The organism is Comamonas sp. Tr-654, assembly GCF_011752915.1.
Taxonomy (GTDB): Bacteria; Pseudomonadota; Gammaproteobacteria; order Burkholderiales; family Burkholderiaceae_C; genus Comamonas.
In genome coordinates, this window is record NZ_VWWQ01000007.1 from 174,381 (window position 1) to 195,834 (window position 21,454).

The window sequence follows — 21,454 nt, forward strand, 5'->3', positions numbered from 1 at the left end:
TGTGCTTGCAGGGCTCATGGTGATGGACTAAAGGCTCAGCCTTCGATTGTTGCGCCAAAAAGCGCCGCCACAGCCGACGGGCAGGACGGAAACCAGGCGTGAAAGTAACTGGCCTGCACACTGCCATGCTGATACAGCGCCTCACCACGGTCGGCCTGCACGGCCGCGCCGGGGCGACTGCTGCGCGTGAGCACCGGCATGGCTGTCTCCAGTCTTGTGTAGTGAAAGGTATGGCCGCGCAACAGGCCTGCATCGAGGGCCAGTTGCTGCATGCCCAGACCGCCGAGACGACTCTGCATGACGACCTGACCGGGCAGCAGCCCCCACATGGACTGGGTGCTGCCGTCCAGGGCGGTCACACCATCGCACAGAGCCAGCATGCCGCCGCACTCGGCCCAGACCGGCTTGCCCTGCGCCATATGCTGGGCAATACCGTCGCGCAACTGCCGGTTCTCATGCAGGGCCCGGGCATGCAGCTCCGGATAACCGCCGGGCAGCCAGATCGCATCGCAGGGCGGCAGCGCATCGCCAGCCAGCGGCGAGAAAAAGCATAGCTCTGCCCCCATGGCACGCAGGCAGTCCAGATTGGCGGGGTAAATGAAGGAAAACGCCGCATCGCGCGCAATGGCAACGCGACGGCCGCTCAGCCAGGGCTCCAGGCAGGGCTGAGCCGCGTCGGTGTCGGGCGCGGCAAAGTCCACGCACCAATCCTGCCAGCTGGGCTGGCCGTCATCCGAAACCCAGGCCCTCTGCCCCAGCGGCGTCTGGGCCAGGGCATCGGCTGCAGCATCCAGACGCTGCAAGGCATCACCAAGCTCGTGGGCGGCGATCAGGCCCAGATGGCGCTCGGGCAGCAGCGCCGCAAACCTTGCCTTGACTGCCGCATCGCCCAGTTGCACCCCGGGCATGGCCCCGAGCCACATAGACTGGTCGCGCAGGCCTTGCCTGAGCAGATCCGCATGATGCGCCGTGGCCACCCGGTTGGCCAGCATGCCGGCCCAGCGCAGGCCAGCCTGGTAATGCTGCAAGCCGTAGGCCAGCGCCCCGAAAGTGCCCGCCATGGCCGAGGCATCGACCACGGCCAACACGGGCAGACCCAGCAGCTGCGCCAGATCGCCCGCGCTGAAGTTGCCGTCGAAAAGACCCATCACGCCTTCGACAAGAATCAGATCGGCCTCCTGGGCCGCCTCATGCAGGCGCTGGCGCACATCCGCCTCGCCCGTCATCCACAAATCCACCGAATGCACAGGCGAACCACTGGCCAGTTCGTGCCAGTAAGGGTCCAGAAAATCCGGCCCGCACTTGAACACGCGCACCTTGCGTCCCTGGCGCGCATGCAGGCGAGCCAGGGCTGCCGTGACGGTGGTCTTGCCCTGGCCGGAGGCCGGAGCACTGATCAGCAGTGCGGGGCAGCGCACGCCCGAACCTGTTTCATGCATTGCGGTGACTGTCATGGCCGCTTACCTGGCTTCCCACTTCACCCCGATATAGCCGCTGCGGCCTTCGGTGGCATAGGTTCGGGCCAGCTCATAGCGCCTGTCAGCCAGATTGTTGATGCGCGCCACCAGGCTCCATTCAGGTGTCAGCTGCTTTTGTGCACTCAGATTCCAGAGCGTGTAGCCGCCCAGCACGGTCTTGTTGGCAGCATCGTCAAAGCGCTTTCCGGCAGCCTGCATTTCGGCGCCCAGCCTCCAGCCGGCCAGCGTGGTGTCGGCAGACAGATTGGCGTAGCGCTTGGAGCGGCGCGCCAGTTGCAGATCCTTATCGGTATCGCGCGGATCCTGGAAGTCCACCGAACCTTGCAGGTTCACCATGCCCAAGCGGGTGGTGGCGGCCAGGGTGATGCCTTCGTAATGGGCCTTGGCCACGTTGGCATAGCAGCCGCCGTATTGGCCGGTATTGCCCGCACAGGAGCCTGTCCCACCCACATAGTTGATGAGATTGGAGACATTGTTGCGATAAAGCGTGGCCGAGAAGCTGTCGCTGCCCTTGCCCCATTTCAGGCCCAGCTCCACATTGCGGCCTTTTTCGGGCGACAGGCTGGCATCGCCATATTGGCTGAAGCGCTGATAGAGCGTAGGTGCGCGAAAGGCAGTGCCGGCCGATGCGGTTGCGCGCCAGTTGGGCATGAACTCATAGCCATACGCAGCACTGCCCGTGGTGTGGCCGCCGAACTCGCTGTCGCGGTCATGGCGGGCGTTGAGCTGCAGCGTGTGCTTGCCCGCATGCAGGCCATAACCCAGCGCCAGTGCGTTCTGGGAGCGATTGCGGCTGCCAATATCCAGGCCGTTGTTGACCAGCTTGTCTTCACGGCGTTCCAGCGCGGCCGTCACGGTCTGCGCTCCCAGCCGCCACTCGTTCTGGAACAGATAGCTGTGCAAACGTGTGTCGGTTTCATAGACACTGGGCTTGGTCTGGTAGAAATCGCGTGACTGCGTGTACTGAAGGCGCGTGCTGTAGACGTCGCTCCACTTGGCCAGCCAGTTCAGGCCTACCGCATTCATCTTGTAGATGCTGCGGTCGTCGGCCATGGGGCTGGTCTTGGAGACGGTGGCGTCATAACCCGCATTCATGTAGCTGGTCAGAGCCGTGGCCTCAACACGTTGATTGCTGTTGATCTGGTAGCCGACACGGCCGTTGAAGGCGTTGCTGCGATAGCCATCGGCATCGGGATTGAAGCCTGCAGAGGTCTTGGCATTGAAGCCGTTGCTGCTGGCATGTGAAACACCCAGGCTGTAGTCCCAGCCGCTGGCACCGCCGCTGACGCCGGCCTGAGCCTTCACCGTGCCACGACTGCCCCAGCCCAGGCCCACATAGGGCTTGGCTTTGCCCTCGCCCTTTTTGGTGAAGATCTGCACCACGCCGCCGATGGCGTCCGAGCCATAAACAGCCGCCGCCGGGCCTCGCAACACTTCAATACGGTCGATCGCTTCCAGCGGAATATCCTGCCAGGAGGCACCGCCCGTGGACTGCGAGTCCACGCGCACGCCATCGATATAGACAGCAGTGAAACGCGTGTCGGCACCGCGCAGATAAACGCTGGTGGTCGAGCCGGCGCCGCCGTTGCGCACCATCTGCACACCCGGCAGACGCGAGAGCACATCGGCCACACCCACGGCCCCCGCAGTTTCAATCGTTTCACGGCCCACCACCGACATATCGGCCACCAGATCCGACAAAGGCTGCTCGATGCGATTGGCGGTGACCACGGTTTCTTTCATCTGCACCGCATCGGCCTGCGCAGCTGACTGAGCCTGTGCGGCAAACGCCATGGCCAACGCAGATGCCAGGAAGGTGGGACGAAGAACAAAAGAGGCGCGTGCGCGCGAAGCCACCCGCGCCAGGCGCAGGGACGAAGATTGCGGACTCATGGAAAGCACACTTGAATACGCCCATGCCAGCCTACCCGCCGACATTGAGCAAACATACCTGCACACAATGCAGGCAACCCATGTTGGCCGGTATCCGGGCTAGGCGAATCATCCTCTTGCCGGCCTTCCCAGCGCGCAGCGCCAGTGGCCATGGGGAAAAAGGCGGAATGCCGCAGCATTCCATTCGCCGACCGTTGCGGGGGCAGCGCAGGTTCGGAGAGCCAGTGCATCTGGCCAGCCCCTCCCTGCTTCCCGTTGAACTGAGACCACAGAAAAGCAGCCTCGAGCACCAACAGGCGCCCATTGTAATGAGCGCTACGCGGCGCAAATCCTTCATTCGAAGTAGCCTTGCGCGGTTCAGGTGACGATTTTTTACCTTAAACCTGCGTTTGAGGCACACAGAACTTGCGCAGCACGCTACGATTTTGAGAGAACTATTGCAGTTTCCCGACTACGACAGTCAAGCAGGCCGTGCTCTGGCGCAAACTGCGAATTTGCCTGCACATTTATACTCACCCACGGACTGCAAGACCTACAATGGCAGAGTCTATGACCACCCAGCCCTCTCTTGATCTCATTGCCGAGCGCGTAGAGCGTCTGCTGGTGCGCCACGAGGAACTGCAGCGCACCAACACCCTGCTCACCGATCAGGTCATCGCTCTGACGCAAGAGCGCGATTTGCTGCGTCTGCGCCTGCAGGCAGCACGTGCGCGCGTCGATGCATTGATCGAACGCCTGCCCGCCAACCAGGGAGAGTGACAGCCGTCACCCCCATCACCAGACCCGCCACTGACGCCCATGAAGCAGATCGATGTGCAAATCATGCAGCAAAGCTACGTGCTGACCTGCCCCGATGGTCAAGAAGAACGTGTGCAGGAAGCCGTTCGCCGCGTGGACGAGGCGATGACCCGCATCCGCGACAGCGGCAAGGTTCGCTCACGCGAGCGGGTGGCAGTGCTGGCAGCCCTCAACATGGCTTTCGATGTGCTCGACCGCGATGCGCAGCAAGCCCACATGGCCAACGCCCAGGCTGAAATGCAGGCACTCGCTCAGGAGCAAAGCGCGGCCTCCGAAGTCAGTGCCGCCGCCCAGGCCGAATTGCAGCGTCAGCAGGAGCTGGCAGAGCAACTGGTGCTTAGGCTCGATCAGGCTCTGGATGCTGACGCCAGGCTGCTTTGATCAGTTAACCTCGGCGACAAAGCAGTCATGAGCTGCCCACGGCTGCCAATACCCGCTAGAATAAAACCGTCTGCAAATCTGCCGGTTTTTATATTTCCTTGAACCAATGCTCAACGAGCATGGGCTTGATAAATCACCTATTGAGCGTGATCGTCTCGCGTCAGATGAACCCAACGATAGGTTGCTCTTGCCCACCTGAACCCCCGGTTCAGGATGACGAGCCGGTGGCATTTGCAGACACCTTTACCGACAAGCTGTTGATGTAGTTGGCCTACAGCCATGAACGTGGCCTAGAAAATCAGACATAGTCACGTCAGGCATCAACAACTTGCAATCTGGATTGATGATTGGCCCGCATTGCGGGCCTTTTTCTTGCCCTATAGCCTGATGCCATTCCGGCAGCAGACCTTGGTTTGCGCTGACTGCACCAGGCTCCAGGTGCCACTCCCTGAAATCGATGCCCCGACAAAGCCCGGCTCGACGCACCTGCACCCGCAACATGCCCAAGCGACTTCAGACACGCAAGCCACCTCAGCTCTCAGCCGTTTGCGCAGGCACCCGCCATTCCTGGAAGTACCCGGAAGTCAGTTATGCGCATCGGTGAGCTCGCGGCACTCACAGGCTGCACACCCAAGGCTCTCCGACTCTACGAGGCCCACGGTTTGCTCGGCACGGTGACACGCAGGGGCAGCTACCGCAGCTATGGCCCTGAGGATGTGCAACGCGTGCAATGGATTCGCCAGGCGTTGGCACTGGGATTTCGCCTGGCTGCGCTTCAGCCACTACGCGCCATCGACACCGCCGCGGGCGCTGCAGCCGTCCTGGCACTGATCCAGTCCCGGCGACGAGCCATTGCCGAGGAGCTGGTACGTCTGCAGGCTGCCGACACCGCTCTTGCGGCGCTGAGCGTGGAATTGGCCAGCTGCGAGGACTTGAGCGGGTGCACCGTGCCAGACAAGCTCCGCATCCGATCCGGCACTTGACTTTGTCCCACGGGGCAAGGTGATGCTGGCGGCCTGCAAACTCCGCGAGCCTCTATCGCCATGTCACGCCGCATCCTCATCATCCTCGGCCAGCCCTCTTCCCAAAGCCTATGTTCACACCTGGCTCACACCTATGCCGACGCCGCGCGCCAGTCGGGAGCCGAAGTACGCCTGCTGTCTCTTGGGGAAATGTATTTCGATCCCGTCCTGCGTCATGGATACGCGCATGTTCAGCCGCTCGAACCCGATCTGCGGGATGCACAGGTCGACATTGCCTGGGCTCAGCATCTGGTGTGGGTCTATCCCATCTGGTGGGGTGGACTGCCGGCGCTGCTTAAGGGCTTTCTGGATCGCATCTTCCTTCCAGGGTTCGCCTTCAAGTACCGAGCCAATTCCGTGTTGTGGGATCGCCTGCTGACAGGCCGCACCGCCGAACTCCTTGTGACCATGGACTCCCCACCGTGGTATTACAGATGGGTACAGCGCCAACCCGGTCACCGGCAAATGAAGCAGGCCATCCTGGAGTTCAGCGGGATCAGACCTGTGCGCGTGCACAGCTTTGGCCCAGTGGTCAACTCCAGCGATGCCGTACGAGCAGGCTGGATCAGGCGCGCATGCAGGCTGGGTGCTCGTGCAGGCGCCTGAGGTTGTTTCCCATGCATTGCACATGAGAGGCTGCCGGCAGGTTTACTCCTTGCATAAAGCTCGTCGTGTGCAAGGCATATGAGTATTGAAAGCTATCGGACGGATGCAGCGGTGCGTCCTCAATCACGACGGCGTAGAACCCATCTCTGACTTACTTGTTGTCCTGCAACACCTCGGGCTCCACATTGGGTGGAGTGGATTCGGAGGCTGCCGCCTTGCGCTGAGCCTTCTCCTCCTTTTTTTTCTTCTTCTCCAACTCGCGTTGCCGTTTTTCGAAGGGATAGTTTGGTTTGGGCATCGGAGCTTCCTTGGAGTTTTACGCTGCTCACCATAACCGATATCCGGGTGTGCGTCATGCGACGGACATGGCTGGCACGGACAATAAGTTGCCCCCGGCTAGTCGTTTTGCCCCAGGACGATGAGAACCGCGCCGCCGAGGAGCAACAAGACTGCCAAAGCCAGCCAAAGTTCGAGGTAAGCAATACTGCCCCGCGCATCCAAAGCAAATCCAGCCGCGCACGATAGTGCGGCACTGGCCAATAACAGTGTTCCCAATTTGCTGCGCAGCATGGCTTGTGTCCGTGCTTCTCTCTCAATGATTGCGTGATGACGGCCATGCCGACCTGGCATTCCAACCGTCATCAGCGCCCAAATACCAGGATCGGCCCAGCCCTGTCTATTTTCGACGATGACCATGGCTTGCGAAGCCAAGTCTCGAGGGTTTTGTTACTGAAGGTAGAGCGTGATTCTTGGGGTTCAGGGGGCCCACTCGAACATGGGTTCAACGAGTCGTAACATCGAAACCCAGAAGCCTTCCGACCCCGACCAACAACACGTTCGTGGATGTCCATCCGTACCAAGCTTGACGCCGATTGACATGGCCTGAGCAGCAGGGCTTGGCAAACAAAGCAAGCAGGATCCCTGAACCAGTGAGAAGAAGAGTTAAGCTCTGCGCCCGAGGAATGCACGTGCTCACACTGAGAGTACGCGCAGACAGCGGCTCAGTTTAGTTGGAGAGTTGAATGAATGGTTCCGCGATAGCGGCACTGCTACCGGTGATTGCATTGATCGGTACGGGGTTTGGCGTGGCACGTGCAGGACTGGTGCGACAGACAGCAGTCAAGGATATGTCCAATCTGGTGTTTCTGCTGCTGCTGCCAGCACTGCTGTTTCGCACCATGGCGCAGGTACATGTCGGCGAGCTGGACTATCGACCGATCGGCGTGTACTTTCTTTCGGCCATTATCGTGTTCGTGGCAACAATGTTGGTCTATGGCTTCAACACATTGGCTGCGGCGCGTGGTTTAGCCAGCATGTTCAGCAATGCGGCCATGATCGGCGTGCCACTCGTGGGCCTGGCATTTGGCGAGCAGGGACTGGTGACATTGTTCACCCTGATCTCGGTGCACGCTCTGGTACTGCTGACGGCCGCGACCATGGTGTTCGAGCTGGCCTCCTCTCGCGAGCAACATACGGACGACATCCACGGCAGGCGATCCCTGGGGAGCACGGTCTGGCAGGCGGTGCGCAACAGCATCATCCACCCTGTGCCGCTGCCGATTCTGGCGGGTCTGCTGTGGTCTCTGACAGGCTGGCCCCTACCTGAGGTGCTCGATACCTCGCTCAAGATGCTGGGCTCTGCCATGGGTCCCATGGCGCTGCTGCTCGTCGGCATCACCCTGGCCTTCACCAAGATCGGTGCCCACTGGCGCCCCGCAATGCGTATCACGCTGGTCAAATCGCTGGTGCATCCTCTGGTGTTTCTCGCCTGCGCCTGGCTGCTGCAGCTGCGCGGTCCTGCCATGGGTGTGATGCTGATCTGTTCAGCCTTGCCTGTAGGCGCCAATGCCTTGCTCTTCACTCAGCGCTACCGGGTCGCCCAGGACGAAGTGGTCGCCGGCATCGCGCTTTCCACCTTGCTGGCCCTGGTGACCATGCCGCTGCTGCTGATGCTGCTGCATGTCTTGCATGGGACCTGAGCATGGTGCTCAGGCCCGGCCGCGCAGACACTACAGGCATCGCACGACACCAAGAGCCAGACCATGCCTGACATCATCAAGGAACTTCATTGACCACCGTCCTCATCCCAGGATTCATGCTCGATCAAGACTTATGGTCTGACATCGGGCCATTTCTGCAAACACGTGCCCCCCTCGTCCATGCGGATCTCGCTTCCGCTGGCTCGATTGAGGAGATGGCACAGCACACCATAGACATGATCCCCGCCGGTCCATTTGACGTGATCGGCTTCTCAATGGGAGGCTATGTGGCACGTGAAATCACAAGGCTTGCCCCGGACCGGGTCAGGCAACTCGTGCTTATCGCCACCTCGTCGCGCGGGGACACGGAGCTGCAAGCGCGGCGCAAGGTCGATGCAGCCATGGCTGCTCCCAAGACCTTTGCCGGCGTGAACCGGAGATCCATTCGTCAATCATTGGCGCCACAGCGGGAGCAGGATGAACAACTGGTGGACCGCATCCATGCAATGAGCGTGCGCCTGGGCGGAGACACTTTTCGCCGCCAGGCGCTGTTGCGCCGCGAAGGCGACACGGACAGGCTGAGCGAGATCCAGTGTCCTACCCTGATCCTTGCGGGTGAGCAGGACCGCTTGCGCAGCCTGGATGAGTCCATGGAGTTGCACCAGGGCATCCGCGGGTCGATGCTGAAGACCATCAATGCCGGCCATATGCTGCCCATGGAGGCACCCGCGGAAACCCAAAGCATGCTGGCGAATTTTCTTCAGCAGAATCACGCATAGCGGGCTGTCCACCTTGAAATCAGGCCGGCCCGTAAAACGACAAGGGCAGCGGGCGCCATTTTCGGCAGTTGCAGATTGCGACCTCCTTGGCAGCAGGACTCCGAACGCTCGGCGCAAGAGCTTTGACTGGCAATCGTTGTCGACTCCGCCCATACGCCTTGCCGCCAAAGACAGCCGCAGACCTGTTTGCCACGGGCACGTCGGCAGTCAGCGAGGTGGCGGCCGCAGGCCTAGGCGGAACACCTGCCACGCTGGCCAAGTCGTTTCGCTCCAGGTGTGCAGACGTCTTACGGCTGCGCCCGAGCCCCACGCCGTATGGCCTGCGGCGGCATGCCGAAGCCACGCAGAAAAGCCTCTCGCATATGGCGGCGGTCACGAAAGCCCGTCTCCTGCGCAACCACCTCCAGCGGGTGTCGGCTGCCTTCGAGCATCAGCCTTGCGGCCTCGAGCCTCAGGCCCTCAACCGCCTTGGCGGGGGATTGACCGGTCTCGGCTGTGAACACCCGGCTGAACTGGCGCGGACTCAAATTGGCGGCCTCCGCGAGCGCCTCCACGCTCAGTGACTGAGAAAGATTGCGCCGGGCATGCTCCAACGCCTGCTGTATACGGTCTGACCTGGGTGTCAGCCTGAGCATCTCCGAGTGCTGCGACTGCCCGCCCGAGCGGCGCTGGTGCATGACCAGGCGGTGCGCCACCGATCGTGCGACCTTGGCACCCAGATCTTGCTCCACCAACGCCAACGCCAGGTCAATCTCTGCCGTCATGCCTGCAGAGGTCCAGATCGGTCCGTCGGCGATGTAGATGCGATCGGCTTCAATCTGGGCCCGTGAGCAGCGCTGCTGCAAGACCTCGGCCCAATACCAGTGCGTGGTGGCGCGGCGCCCGTCGAGCAGACCGGCTTCGGCCAGCAGGAAGGCCCCCGTGCACAGGCCCGCCACACGCCGCGCGGATGCCGTCACCTTGCTCAACAACCGGATCAGCTCGGGATCCGCGGCGACGTCCTGCTGTGCGAGCTTGCCTGCAACCAGCCAAGTATCCGCCCTGCAGTGTGCCGAAAGTGGCTTTGCCTGTAACACAAGCCCTGTCGAAGCATGAGCCACACCGCCCATCGCATAGGTCTCCACAGCATAGAAGGGCTGCTCCAGCATCAGGTTGGCAAGTTCGAACACGGCCTGGGTGGCCAGTGCCATGACTTGAAAGCCCTCGGGCAGCAGGTAGGCAATGCGATGCATCAGGAGTTCCTTCCATGTCCTTTTTCATAACTATATACGTCATTTACGACAATCACCGCATATCGCACCATTCAAGCCATGGACAACAGCCATCAACCTTGAGGAGCTTCAACATGGCACAAACCCATCTGGGTACCGCACTCGTCACCGGGGCATCGTCCGGCATCGGTGCGCTATATGCAGAAAGGCTCGCGCAACGCGGCTTTGACCTGATCCTGGTCGCCCGCAACCGCGAACGACTGAATGCCCTGGCTAGCAGCATCAGCACGCGCACCGGCCGCTCGGTAGCAGTCATGCCTACGGACCTGAATGACCGAACCGAGCTGGCGCGCGTGGAACAACAGCTGCGCACGGACGCCAGCATCACCCTGCTGGTCAACAACGCCGGCATGGGCACACATACGCCATTACTGCACAGCGACGTTGAACAGATGAGCCGCATGATTGATCTGAACGTCACGGCACCTATGCGGCTGGCCTATGCAGCAGCTCCTGGCTTCGTGACTCGCGGCCACGGGGCGATCATCAACATAGCGTCCATCGTCGCTATCTCTCCCGAGACCCTGAACGGCGTTTACGGCGCCAGCAAGGCTTTCGTGCTGGCTTTCAGTCAGTCGCTTCAGCACGAGCTGGCCGACAAAGGGGTTCAGGTACAGGCCGTGCTGCCCGGAGCCACGGCAACGGACTTCTGGGCTGCTGGGGGTCTGCCGGTGGAGAACCTCGATGCGCGCATCGTGATGAGCGCTGAAGACCTGGTCGATGCAGCTCTGCTGGGCTTTGCACGTGGCGAGAAAGTCACTATCCCCTCACTGCATGCCGGCGAGAAATGGGATGCCTATGAAGCTGCGCGCCGCGCCATGACAGGCCAGCTGTCCAGCAATACCGTTGCCCAGCGCTATGCCGTTGCGCACTGATTAGTACAAGGAGCCCCTGCCATGAAAGCCGTTATCGCCGCATATGCGCGCTCACCGTTCCACTTCGCCCGCAAGGGCCGCCTAGCCGACGTGCGGCCCGACACGCTGGCAGCCCAGGTGGTTCAGGGCCTGCTGCAGCGCATCGACCTGGATCCCGGTCTATTGGAGGATGTGATTCTGGGCTGCGCCTACCCGGAGGCTGCCCAGGGCAACAATCTGGCACGCATAGTCGGCCTGCTGGCCGGCCTGCCCGAGACTGTGGGCGGCATGACTGTGAATCGCTTTTGTGGATCGTCAATGCAGGCGGTGCACATCGCTGCAGCGCAGATAGAGGCCGGCATGGGCGATGCCTTTGTCTGCGTGGGCGTGGAGTCGATGACGATGGTGCCGCAGGGCGGCTTCAACTTCTCGCCCAACCCCGAGTTGCAGGCAAGCAGCAACGCCTATATATCCATGGGCGAAACAGCGGAGAACGTGGCCCAGCGCTGGAACGTGAGCCGAGCCGACCAGGAGCTACTGGCACTGCAATCCCATCTGAAGGCCGCAGCGGCCCGCGATGAGGGACGACTGGCCGACGAAATCATCCCCATCCCCTTGCCAGGCGGAGAGCTGGTGGACAGCGATGGCTGCATACGCCCGGCCACCACGCTGGAAGCCCTGCAAACGCTCAAGCCAGCCTTCCGACCTGATGGCATGGTCACTGCGGGCGCCTCGTCGCCGTTGACCGATGGCGCTGCTGCCGTGCTGGTCACCAGCGATGATTTTGCACAGCGCCATGGTCTTCAGGCACTGGCACGCATCCGCAGCTTCGCGACCATAGGGGTGGATCCGGCGATCATGGGCATAGGGCCGATCCCGGCCACGCGCAAGGCGCTGGCCCGTGCAGGCCTCACGGTGGCCGATCTGGACGTGATCGAGATCAACGAAGCCTTTTCATCGCAGGCGCTGGCCTGCATCCGAGACCTTGGCCTGGACATGTCCGTCGTGAATATGGATGGCGGTGGGCTGGCCATCGGCCATCCGCTCGGTGCGACGGGTGCCCGCATCACAGGCAAGGCAGCGGCCCTGCTTGCGCGGCACCATGGGCGGTATGCCCTGGCTACCCAATGCATAGGCGGCGGACAAGGTATTGCCACGGTGCTGGAGAGACCGTGAAGTCAGATCAGCCGAGACCAGAAATCCAACTCCACTCAAGGAAGCCATGATGCTCCGCACCACCGAAACCCTGAACAGTCTGTTTGAACGCCAGCGGGGAACGCTGCCCGATACCTTTGGCGCACGCCCGCTGACCATTGACGAAGGCCGCATGACCATGGAGCTGACCATTGCGCCATGGATGATGGCCCCCAACGGATTCCTGCATGCTGCCACACAGGTAATGCTGGCCGACACCTGCGCCGGCTATGCGACCTTGGCGCATCTGCCCGAGGGCGCCAAAGGATTCACCACACTGGAGTTGAAATCCAACTTCCTCGGTACCGCAAAACAAGGCGTCTTGCAGGTGGAGGCCGTGGCAGAGCATCTGGGACGGACAACACAGGTGTGGTCGGCTACCGTGTTCGATGACAAGGGGCGCAAGCTGTCGCTGTTCCGCTGCTCGCAGATCGTTCTTTGGTAGAGAGCCCGTTGCAGTGTCTGGCACAGCAGGGTCTAGCCACGCATGCCCCTCCTGCGCCACGAGCTCCATGCCTTGAACCCCAAGGCCGGCCCTGAGATCTGGTGGACTTCCGGGCAGTCTGATTCTGCTCTCGCATCGGGAAGCGCTGTGGCGGCAGTTCACAGCGTGCTCTCCTCTTCCGTGACCCAATTGCCAGAGACCAGACTGTCCTTCGATCAGGGCCAAAGCAAGCTGACTGCTTGACCTAGGCTCTCAAGATTTGCAGCGCATTGTGTGCAGCTGCAACGCCCATCTTGATATAGGCATCGGCCGTGATTCCGCCAATATGGGGACTCAGCACGATACGCGGCTCTTCGCAAAACAGGTGCGGATGCGCCATGGGTTCTATCGCGAAGCTGTCCAGGCCTGCAGCCCCTACCCGACCGTTCCTCACTGCTTCCAGCAAGGCCTGCTCATCAATCAAGCCCCCCCTGGCTGTGTTCACAATGAGAACACCCGATTTGCACGCAGCCAGGCTGCTGGCATTGAGCAGATGGGCATTCTCATTCGTCAATGGGCAATGCAGAGAAATGACATCCGATTCACTCAGAATGTTGCTCCAGTCTGCCCGCTGCACAAAGGTCGGCAGGTTCTGGGCATAAGGATCGAAGCCCAGCACCCGCATGCCCATGGCATTTGCCACTTTGGCAAAGCGCAGCCCGATGGCCCCCAAGCCCACGACGCCGACAGTACGCCCTTCAAGCTCCACATTCTTGTGTGTGGCCTTGTCCCAATGACCTGCGCGCATGCGTTGATCAAGCTGAATCACCGACTTGGCGCAGGCCAGCATCAGCGCCAGCGCCTGCTCCGCCACGGCCGCTGCATTGGCACCCACTGCAGCGACGACCTGAATGCCGCGCTGGGCGGCAGCCTGTTTGTCTATGGTGTCCGTCCCACTGCCATGCTTGGAAATCACCCTCAGGCTGGGTGCCGCATCCATGGCCTGTGCTCCCACCTTGCTGTAGCGCACGATGATTCCCACCGGGTCATGCTGTTTGCACAGGCGCACCACATCGTCTTCGGTGGGCGTCCTTCCCGCATACACCATGTCGAAGTCGGCCAGCAACGCCAGGGCCTGAGGCGCAAGGTCTGCGCCCGTCACCAAAAAGACCGGCCGCTTAGTCACAGTGTTTCTCCTTCCCGGATCACGCCAGCAGAGCGCAGCGAAGCATCCAGCCATGCCGGTGCCAGTGCTTTGCGGTTGCGAATGTCGGCAATGCGCTTGGTTTCCGCTGCCACCTTGTTGACGGCCAGCGGCAGCATCGCCGCCGCCTTGGTGCGCTCAATGACAGTCACACCATCGGCATCACCCACCACCAGGTCACCCGGGCACACCGTCACGCCGCCAATGCAGATGGGATGATTCAGACGACCTGGTACAAACTTGGTCGGCCCATTCGGGTTCAGGCCGGCAGCGTACATGGGAAAGCCCAGTTCGCGGATGGCCTCGCTGTCACGTACTGCGCCGTCAATCACCACGGCGGCAATGCCCAGAGCCATGCATTGCTGCGACATGATCTCTCCCATTAGTGCGCTGGAGAGGTCGCCCTTGCCATCCACCACAATGACATCCCCGGGCTGCGCCACTGCCATGGCAGCATGAATCATCAGGTTGTCGCCTGGGCGCACCTCGACGGTGATGGCCGGCCCTGCAAAGCGCATGCCGGGAGCTAACGGCGCAATCCGACCATGCAGCCCGCCACGGCGGCCGGCCACATCGGCCAGGATTGACGAAGGAAATTGGGCTGCCTGCGCAACCACTTGTGCATCCACACGCTCTATATTGCGAACCACATCAGGCAATGCAGCGGCTTGACTCATAAGAATCTCCAGGGGGGCCGGTGCATTCCGGCCGATTGAGGGGTGAGAAGGAAAGAGGAAACCGAATCGGTCGGTCAGTCGATGCGCGCGCCGGACTGCTTGACCACCTGGCCCCAGCGCACGATGTCTTCTTTGATCAGAGAGGAAAACTGCTCGGGGCTGCCCCCGACAGGGATGGCGCCTTGATCGCTGAGCTTTTTGCGCAGGTCCGACTGACTCAAGGCCTTGTTGAATTCGCTGTTGAGCTTGGCGATCACATCCTTGGAAGTGCCGGCAGGCGCAAGCAATCCAAACCATGTCACGGCATCAAAGCCTTTGTAGCCAGATTCGTTGATGCTTGGCACTTCGGGCAGGTCATCCACCCGCTTCGCAGACGTCACGGCCAGAGAACGCATCTTGCCTTGCCGGATCTGACCAATCAACGTCGGTACGGACCCCAGGTACAGATCCACATTTCCGCTGACTACATCGGTCAATGCCTGAGCCGCGCCTTTGTAGGGCACGTGCTGCATCTTGATACCAGCGGCCGACTGCAGCAGCTCACCGGTGAGATGCGCCACCGTGCCATTGCCGGGAGAGGCAAAATTGAGATGCCTGGGTTTGGCCTTGGCCGCTTTCACCACATCGGCGAGTGTCTTGTACGGTGCACTGGTGCCCGTGACCAGCACAAAGGGCGCATTCGCAACCTGCACGACGGGTGCGAGGTCCTTGACCGCGTCATAAGGCATCTTGGCGTACAAGGCGGGACTGATTGCCAGGTTGCTGGACTGTCCCAGCACCAGGGTGTAGCCATCAGCAGGCGCTTTGACAACCATGTCCACGCCCATGTTGCCAGCGGCACCGGGCTTGTTCTCCACCACAAAGACCCAGCCCGTGGCGCTGGTCACTTTTTGCGTGACCTCGCGAGCAATGATGTCCGTCCCTCCTCCTGCGGGGAAGGGAACGACGACTCGGATGGGACGATTGGGATAAGTTTGTGCGTACGAGGTTGCAGCAGCGAGAGCAAAGAAAGCGACCAAAGTACGGCGGTTCAGCAACATGTTGTCTCCAATGGATTGCCGGCCACAGCGCCGGCTTTTTTGTGATGTGCTTGAGTATTGACGCGGCAAAAGATACAGTCCAATCGATAATTTTTTCAAATACATCAATCTTGCTTTTGCTATGGACCTGCGTGATCTTCGCTACTTCGAAACCATTGCAGAGCTCGAACATATCGGGCAGGCCACAGAACGCCTGCACCGCACCCAGCCGGCTTTGACGAGCTGTATCCGCAGGCTGGAAGCGGAGTGCGGCGCCCCCTTGTTCGAAAAATCAGGTCGCGGCATCCGTTTGACGGCCGCCGGCCAGGTTTTGCTCAAATGGGCGCAGCGCCTGCGCTTTGACGCCGAGGATGCCAAGCGGGAAATCGCAGACATGGCACTCGGCCTGCGCGGCCATATTCGCGTGGGCATCGTGCCTACCGCAGCGCAATTTCTGTTGCCGAAAGCTGCACGCCAACTCATGGCCCAGGCTCCGGAAGTCACCTTGCGAACCGTGGTGGGCCTGGTTGATACGCTGCGCCCGCAACTGCAGGCAGGGATGATTGACTTGCTGGTGGGCACTGAAGGCCCGGATGAGCCTGGCTACATTTCACAGGTGCTGACCTCGGACACCATCGTCGTGGCTGCCAGTGCGGAGCATGAAATACACGGCATGCAAGCAACCTTGCGCGATCTGACGGCATACCGCTGGGTGCTGCAACCTCCTGGAGCTCCTACCAGAGACTGGCTTGATCACGCGTTTGACCGCAAACGCCTGCCTCGCCCTCAAGTGCAGGTGGAAAGCACCATGCTTTTGATGCTGCCCACACTGATCGCCGAGACCAAGCTGCTCAGCTTCATCTCGCGCCATCACCTGGAGAGTTCGCCTGCAGCATCCCGGCTGCGCGAAGTGCCCATCAAGGAAACCACGATGACCCGGCGACTTGTTGTCACATACCGCGAGCAAAGCTATATCGCCCCCGCAGCGAGACTGTTGATCGATCTGCTGTCCAGCGCTGCAGTCAGCGATTAGGACTGGTCAACTCACCCAGGCATTCGGCATTGGCGGTCTGGACATGCCGTGTCTGAAGAAATGGTCTCAAGTTCCAAGCATGTGATGGCGGCGCCCCCATGGCTGCGGCAGCTGTGACCTTGCCTCTAATCGCGGCGCCAGCCAAGGCCTCCGGAAGTGTCATCCCCGCCGGACCATAGCGCCGTGGTTCCCGGCCCCTGATATGCCCCACGTCCCCATTCGTAACGCATATCACCGCTTCCCATGGCCTGCTGGGCGTTGGAGCCTGCATCGCGCCCCGGCATCATGGAGCAAGCTGCCAGCATGCTGGCGACCGCCACCACCAAAAAAAGCGCTTTCATAGCAACTCCTTGAAAAATTGGAGTCTTTCAGGCTATTCCTGCTGCACATGCCGTTTGTAAATTCTTGTTGAACGGCCGCTTTGCCTACCTAATGCGTACACCAGCCCGCGAATCGAGCGCTTTGCTTTTTGAAGCCCTGAAGCCATGAGACATGGGCGCTCACCATCTACCGGGAGCTGCCCAGGTCTCTCAACCCTGCAAAGAAGCCATCTTTCCAAGCAAGGAGACTGCAGAGCACATGTCTGAGCATCAGAAGATATGACAGATGGATGGACGAAAGAGCCATGCAGTTCCCGCGCATGTATGCAAGCACCGTTCCACGCTTACATTTCTGTCAACCAACTGACATCATCGGGCGTTAAAAAGAAGTAAATAGCTTCTATCCACCTCTTCAAGGAGTAGCCATGACCTACCTGTACGCCGCCTATCCAGAACTCAAAGCGACGAATCAAGAGATCATGACGCCGATGCCTGATCCGCGTTCCCCGGAAGAAGTTCTGAGCATGCTGTCCCAGAACCCACCCGAAGGTGAATACAGCGTCGACGCCTTCTAAGCAGTCCCCCTCAACAAGCACAGGCCACCTGACCGGTGGCTTTTTTGTTTCTGGAGCTTCCATCTCCAAGAGCATCTGCAGGAGCCGACCGGAGGTCGGTCTGGCGCCACATCGGCCTGCAAAAATAAGCAGCTACTTCGCTGCTGGAACAGCTCCACCGATCGGGGAAGAAACCATCACCAATGCAATTCCGCCCAGAATGGCGGCACCGGCCAGTGTCAACCGCATGGTCCAAGGCTCTCCGAGCAAGGAAACAGCACTGACGGCTGCCAACAACGGAACACTGAGCTGTACGGATGCCGCAGCTCCCGCCTTCAGATGAGGCAGTGCGGCATACCACGCGACGTATCCCAGCCCCGAGGTCAGCATCCCGGAGCACAACGCATATGCCAGTCCCGCAGAGCTCAATGAGGCTTGGTCCTGCATCAACAGAGGCAGCAGCAAGACAAACGGTACGGTCCGAAGAAAATTGCCTGCCGTCACACCAATCGGGTCAGTAGCCCCCTTGCCACGCAAGGAGTACAGACCCCAGGAAACTCCAGCGAAAATCATGAGCAGAGCCGCGCCCAGCGGCGGTGCCGATAGTCCGGGGCGCAGCAGCACCACTAAGCCGCCAAAGGCCAGCATCAGACCGCCCCACTGCCGTGGTGCAAGTTTCTCGCCGCGGTAAAGGCCGACACCCACCATCGTTGCCTGTACCGCCCCAAACAGTAGCAGAGCGCCAGCCGCAGCCGAAAGACTCCCATAGGCGAATGAGAAAGCTGCGGCATAAGCGAACAAAAACCCGGCCGACCACCAGTTGCCTACGCCAACGCAGGAGGCTCGCCTCAAGCCCACCACCAACGCCAATATTGCTGCGCCTGAAGCCAGACGCACCGCCGTAAAGCTTGCCGCATCAATAGAGTGGGATTGCAGCGCCAGCCGACACAAAAGTGAATTGGCCGCAAAGGCAGCCATCGCCAAACAGGTCAACGCAGCGGTACGAAACAAGGGCATCTCGAACCCGACAAAGAGACTTATCACAGTATTTTCCCACTCCGACCGCCCATGGCCAAGCGTGCTTTTTTGTACAGAGGCCCTTCTGAACCCGAAGCTCGTTCCCCTCTGCGGCCACATTGACAGCCATCTGTACCCAGGGTCCAGATGGCACGGATCGGCAATAGGCATTGCGATAGCTTGTGAAGTCACATATCAAGCTGTATTAATGGCGACTGTCGCCTGTCGCTTTGTATTTGGAGAGCAGGCAATGCTGCTGCGTTTCGATCTTTGGTCGAGAAGGCTCTGGTCAGATGTTCGCGAACAACGACTTCCTCCTGATTCTGACGCCATCACTGGCAATACTGGCTCTCGCAGCCATATTGATCATCGCCTGGCTCGCTCAAAGATCTCAGCGCTTTCTGCTCTGGCAAGCTTGCGCCTATTCGCTCACCGCCCTGCCTCTCGGTGTGCAAAGCCTGCTGCCCCTGGATGAACTCAATCACTACGCCTTGCACATCGGCAGCTTCTACCTGCTGAGTGCCTGGTGTCTTGCCAAAAGTTGGTCAGAGAGGTGGCGTGTATCGACCCAGCCATATGCGGTATCGCTGATAGCCATCGCGACCTTGGCTGCGTTGTATCAGTTCAGCCGGGTCGAACCCAACGTATGGGCCCGGGTGAGCTCTTTCAGCATAGGCTCCGGTCTTGTTCTGCTGCTGCCCATACTGCAGGTGTGCTCGAGGAAGAACTCGTTTGACTGGCTCGATCGATCACTGCTCTGGCTGAGCATCATCTTCACTGCCTACACCTTCACTCGGCCCGCCCTGATCTGGCTGCTCGGATACTCGGATCTGCGCTCCCTGCCCAGATCGCCCTATTGGATTCTGACGCTGGTGAGCATTCTCAACTTCTCGCTGCTTTTCACCGTGGTGATGACCGCGATTGCAGTGAAGGAAACCGTAGACAAGCTGCGCAAGGAACGTGACTTTGATGCCTTGACCCAGATACTGAATCGGCGCTCTTTTCAGGAGCATGCCCAGAAGCGACTGGATGATCCGAGGCTCTACCCCATGGCCGTGCTGGCCTGCGATATAGACCACTTCAAACGCATCAACGATGCCTGGGGTCACGAACGTGGTGACAAAGTGCTGCAGCTTGTCTCCGCGACCTTGCAAAACAATGTGCGTGAGCAGGATCTGGTAGCCCGATTCGGCGGCGAAGAGTTTGTGATGCTCTTGACCGACATAACACCATCCGACGCAGAGCTGATTGCCCAGCGCATCCAACGTGACCTCGGGTCCAAGAATCCGGTTCTTCCATCAGGCCCAAAACTGAGCATGAGCTTTGGCATCTCTTCGATCACCAAGTCATTCCAGCTTGAGCAAGCTCTGAAGGAAGCTGATCAGCTGCTCTATCAAGCCAAAAATGCGGGGCGCGATCGAGTTCATGTATCGGGAGTTATTTACCCGGATAGTTCCGATGAAACCCTTCAGCAGCGAAACAGACCTGCAGCTTAGGACTTCCGGATTCATATTCCTCTGGACATCCGCCAAGAAGCGGCTTCGTCGATAGGCTTGCGGGTCCGGGCCGGAATCATTGATTGCCGAGCCAGGCCACGCTATTGAGAAATAGTCGCACCAACTCTGTCTGACGGCGAACCCCGGTCTTGGAAAAAATGGAACGCAGATGGGCGCGCGCGGTATTGGGTTTGATGCCCAGAGCCTGCGCCGCCTCTTCCAAAGACATGCCATTGCTCAAATGCGTGGCCACTGCGGTTTCGGCAGGAGTCAGATGAAAGAGCTGCTGCGTGAGCTTGACGGGCGGCTCTGCCTTGCCCGTCGTATCGCGCAGAAAGACCGCCACGCTGGGACGCTGCTTGCCTTCAGTCCATTCATCGGCAGAGATGCTCTGTACCACCACACCCCAGTTCAGCTGACCGGACTGGCGGGTGATGGACATACCCTCCGTCATCGAAGCCCGCTCCAGCCTGGGCGAAAGCAAGGCATCGCGGATCAGACGCTGCAGCTTGCGATTGTCATTCGCATAGACGGCTTCGAGCGCTCCGTTGTTGACCCGTATGCCATCGCCCAGATTCAGAATGGTTGTCGCCGCTGGGTTGGCCTCTATCATTTTTCCGGCCTGATCGAGAATGACCACCCCCATCATCAGCTGCGCAGTGGCACGCCCATATAGCGATATGACCTGCCGGTCGCGGTGCAGATTCAGCTGCATGTTCAGCACCCGCTTGAGGTGAGGCACCAGCATTCGCACCAGGTCCAGCTGCCGTGATTCGAATGCACCGGCGCTCGCAGGGCGCGTGATACGCCAGCCATAGGAGCAGCCGTTATCGGTCATGACGTCCACGGCCAGAATGTGCTCAATGTCCACCCCCTTGCACCAGTCGGTGTAGTAGCGGCAGGAATGCCATTCGGACTCCGTCATCACATCCCGCAAGGTAAGTACCTGGTCCTTGGCAATGCCGAGAAACGGACTCCACTGCGCATAGGGGTCGTAGGGAATGACCTCGGAGCGGCCTCCGGTTGCCGAAATTACCCAGCCCACATTCTCACCATGGGGGTCACGCACCACGAGCGAGGCATAGTTGCCATTGGCACAGGAACGCAGTAGCTCCAGAAAAACCTTCCAGTGCTGCGGAGCCATGGCGGACTCGTACAGCGCTGCAATCAGCTGACTCATGGCGTCGGTGCTGATGAGCGAAGTTTCATCCAGCGATCCAGTTGCACCGGACTCAGCGGGCCTCGTTGCCGACAAGTCTACAGAAAAGCCATTGACGGCCTCAAGAGCGGCCGAGCGGTAGTTATAGAAGTCAAAACTTGCGTATTCGCTTTTGGGCATTGGCTATCTCAAAAAAGTCCGGCCCATCAGCACTGCACAGTTACTCAACTCTGCACGCATTGTTCATTGTTGTAGGTGCCCAGCAGTCGGCCCAAGAAATGTCCTGATCTTGCCGA

General features: G+C 60.2%; 23 protein-coding genes and 1 riboswitch. Of the genes, 12 read left to right on the plus strand and 11 right to left on the minus strand.

Annotation, left to right across the window (positions count from 1 at the left end):
• Nucleotides 1–35 precede the first annotated feature (35 nt).
• The gene (locus F3J24_RS20650) at nt 36–1,454 is read right to left on the minus strand and encodes a cobyrinate a,c-diamide synthase (protein ID WP_240154411.1); all 1,419 of its coding nucleotides are present in this window, start codon (nt 1,452–1,454) and stop codon (nt 36–38) included.
• 6 nt (nt 1,455–1,460) lie between these two features.
• Nucleotides 1,461–3,371, minus strand: coding sequence for a TonB-dependent receptor domain-containing protein (locus F3J24_RS20655; protein WP_167010237.1), 1,911 nt, complete (start codon nt 3,369–3,371; stop codon nt 1,461–1,463).
• Nucleotides 3,372–3,438: 67 nt separating this feature from the next.
• Nucleotides 3,439–3,680, minus strand: a riboswitch (cobalamin riboswitch).
• 240 nt (nt 3,681–3,920) lie between these two features.
• On the opposite strand from F3J24_RS20655, the gene F3J24_RS20660 reads away from it, so the two are divergent.
• From F3J24_RS20660 to F3J24_RS20675, 4 genes are all read left to right on the plus strand, one after another.
• Nucleotides 3,921–4,130, plus strand: coding sequence for a hypothetical protein (locus F3J24_RS20660; protein ID WP_003063053.1), 210 nt, complete (start codon nt 3,921–3,923; stop codon nt 4,128–4,130).
• Nucleotides 4,131–4,169: 39 nt separating this feature from the next.
• Nucleotides 4,170–4,550, plus strand: a complete 381-nt coding sequence (locus F3J24_RS20665; RefSeq protein ID WP_043004125.1) for a cell division protein ZapA — start codon at nt 4,170–4,172, stop codon at nt 4,548–4,550.
• 590 nt (nt 4,551–5,140) lie between these two features.
• Nucleotides 5,141–5,533 carry a MerR family transcriptional regulator gene (locus F3J24_RS20670; protein ID WP_167010239.1) on the plus strand — a complete coding sequence of 131 codons (393 nt, stop codon included), beginning with the start codon at nt 5,141–5,143 and terminating at the stop codon, nt 5,531–5,533.
• Nucleotides 5,534–5,593: 60 nt separating this feature from the next.
• Nucleotides 5,594–6,178, plus strand: coding sequence for an NAD(P)H-dependent oxidoreductase (locus tag F3J24_RS20675; protein WP_167010241.1), 585 nt, complete (start codon nt 5,594–5,596; stop codon nt 6,176–6,178).
• A 151-nt stretch (nt 6,179–6,329) separates the two neighbouring features.
• On the opposite strand, the gene F3J24_RS20680 is transcribed toward F3J24_RS20675, so the two are convergent.
• On the minus strand, nt 6,330–6,476 hold the full coding sequence (locus F3J24_RS20680; RefSeq protein ID WP_167010243.1) for a hypothetical protein: 147 nt from the start codon (nt 6,474–6,476) through the stop codon (nt 6,330–6,332).
• Between the two features lie 98 nt (nt 6,477–6,574).
• Nucleotides 6,575–6,874, minus strand: coding sequence for a hypothetical protein (locus tag F3J24_RS20685; protein WP_167009985.1), 300 nt, complete (start codon nt 6,872–6,874; stop codon nt 6,575–6,577).
• Nucleotides 6,875–7,200: 326 nt separating this feature from the next.
• On the opposite strand from F3J24_RS20685, the gene F3J24_RS20690 reads away from it, so the two are divergent.
• A complete protein-coding gene (locus tag F3J24_RS20690; protein ID WP_167010245.1) occupies nt 7,201–8,157 on the plus strand; it encodes an AEC family transporter in 957 nt (318 codons plus the stop codon).
• 89 nt (nt 8,158–8,246) lie between these two features.
• On the plus strand, nt 8,247–8,936 hold the full coding sequence (locus tag F3J24_RS20695) for an alpha/beta fold hydrolase (RefSeq protein WP_240154412.1): 690 nt from the start codon (nt 8,247–8,249) through the stop codon (nt 8,934–8,936).
• A gap of 287 nt (nt 8,937–9,223) precedes the next feature.
• On the opposite strand, the gene F3J24_RS20700 is transcribed toward F3J24_RS20695, so the two are convergent.
• Complete coding sequence (locus tag F3J24_RS20700) at nt 9,224–10,168, minus strand: GlxA family transcriptional regulator (RefSeq protein ID WP_167010246.1); 945 nt, start codon at nt 10,166–10,168, stop codon at nt 9,224–9,226.
• Nucleotides 10,169–10,281: 113 nt separating this feature from the next.
• On the opposite strand from F3J24_RS20700, the gene F3J24_RS20705 reads away from it, so the two are divergent.
• Genes F3J24_RS20705 through F3J24_RS20715 form a run of 3 tightly spaced genes read left to right on the plus strand, consistent with a single transcriptional unit; the run spans nt 10,282 to nt 12,700 of the window.
• Nucleotides 10,282–11,082: an SDR family oxidoreductase gene (locus F3J24_RS20705; protein WP_167010247.1), complete on the plus strand. Its 801-nt coding sequence runs from the start codon at nt 10,282–10,284 to the stop codon at nt 11,080–11,082.
• Nucleotides 11,083–11,103: 21 nt separating this feature from the next.
• A complete protein-coding gene (locus F3J24_RS20710; protein ID WP_167010248.1) occupies nt 11,104–12,237 on the plus strand; it encodes a thiolase family protein in 1,134 nt (377 codons plus the stop codon).
• A 46-nt stretch (nt 12,238–12,283) separates the two neighbouring features.
• Complete coding sequence (locus F3J24_RS20715) at nt 12,284–12,700, plus strand: PaaI family thioesterase (protein ID WP_167010250.1); 417 nt, start codon at nt 12,284–12,286, stop codon at nt 12,698–12,700.
• Between the two features lie 244 nt (nt 12,701–12,944).
• Here the strand turns inward: F3J24_RS20715 and F3J24_RS20720 are convergent, their stop codons facing one another.
• The 3 genes from F3J24_RS20720 to F3J24_RS20730 form a co-directional block, all read right to left on the minus strand.
• Nucleotides 12,945–13,865: an NAD(P)-dependent oxidoreductase gene (locus F3J24_RS20720; protein WP_167010252.1), complete on the minus strand. Its 921-nt coding sequence runs from the start codon at nt 13,863–13,865 to the stop codon at nt 12,945–12,947.
• Nucleotides 13,862–14,560, minus strand: coding sequence for an RraA family protein (locus F3J24_RS20725; protein WP_167010254.1), 699 nt, complete (start codon nt 14,558–14,560; stop codon nt 13,862–13,864). The genes F3J24_RS20720 and F3J24_RS20725 overlap by 4 nt, the downstream gene beginning before the upstream one ends.
• 74 nt (nt 14,561–14,634) lie before the next feature.
• On the minus strand, nt 14,635–15,600 hold the full coding sequence (locus tag F3J24_RS20730) for a tripartite tricarboxylate transporter substrate binding protein (RefSeq protein ID WP_167010256.1): 966 nt from the start codon (nt 15,598–15,600) through the stop codon (nt 14,635–14,637).
• A gap of 121 nt (nt 15,601–15,721) precedes the next feature.
• Between F3J24_RS20730 and F3J24_RS20735 the strand changes: the two genes are divergently transcribed.
• A complete protein-coding gene (locus tag F3J24_RS20735; protein ID WP_167010257.1) occupies nt 15,722–16,612 on the plus strand; it encodes a LysR family transcriptional regulator in 891 nt (296 codons plus the stop codon).
• Between the two features lie 125 nt (nt 16,613–16,737).
• Here the strand turns inward: F3J24_RS20735 and F3J24_RS20740 are convergent, their stop codons facing one another.
• A complete protein-coding gene (locus tag F3J24_RS20740; RefSeq protein WP_167010259.1) occupies nt 16,738–16,953 on the minus strand; it encodes a hypothetical protein in 216 nt (71 codons plus the stop codon).
• Between the two features lie 404 nt (nt 16,954–17,357).
• Here F3J24_RS20740 and F3J24_RS20745 point away from each other — a divergent pair, with 404 nt between their 5' ends.
• Nucleotides 17,358–17,507, plus strand: coding sequence for a hypothetical protein (locus tag F3J24_RS20745; RefSeq protein ID WP_003056286.1), 150 nt, complete (start codon nt 17,358–17,360; stop codon nt 17,505–17,507).
• Between the two features lie 132 nt (nt 17,508–17,639).
• On the opposite strand, the gene F3J24_RS20750 is transcribed toward F3J24_RS20745, so the two are convergent.
• Nucleotides 17,640–18,503, minus strand: a complete 864-nt coding sequence (locus F3J24_RS20750; RefSeq protein ID WP_167010261.1) for a DMT family transporter — start codon at nt 18,501–18,503, stop codon at nt 17,640–17,642.
• A gap of 293 nt (nt 18,504–18,796) precedes the next feature.
• Here F3J24_RS20750 and F3J24_RS20755 point away from each other — a divergent pair, with 293 nt between their 5' ends.
• Nucleotides 18,797–19,999: a GGDEF domain-containing protein gene (locus tag F3J24_RS20755; RefSeq protein ID WP_167010263.1), complete on the plus strand. Its 1,203-nt coding sequence runs from the start codon at nt 18,797–18,799 to the stop codon at nt 19,997–19,999.
• 76 nt (nt 20,000–20,075) lie between these two features.
• Here F3J24_RS20755 and F3J24_RS20760 read toward each other — a convergent pair whose 3' ends face one another.
• A complete protein-coding gene (locus tag F3J24_RS20760) occupies nt 20,076–21,338 on the minus strand; it encodes a helix-turn-helix transcriptional regulator (protein WP_167010265.1) in 1,263 nt (420 codons plus the stop codon).
• Between the last annotated feature and the right edge of the window lie 116 nt (nt 21,339–21,454).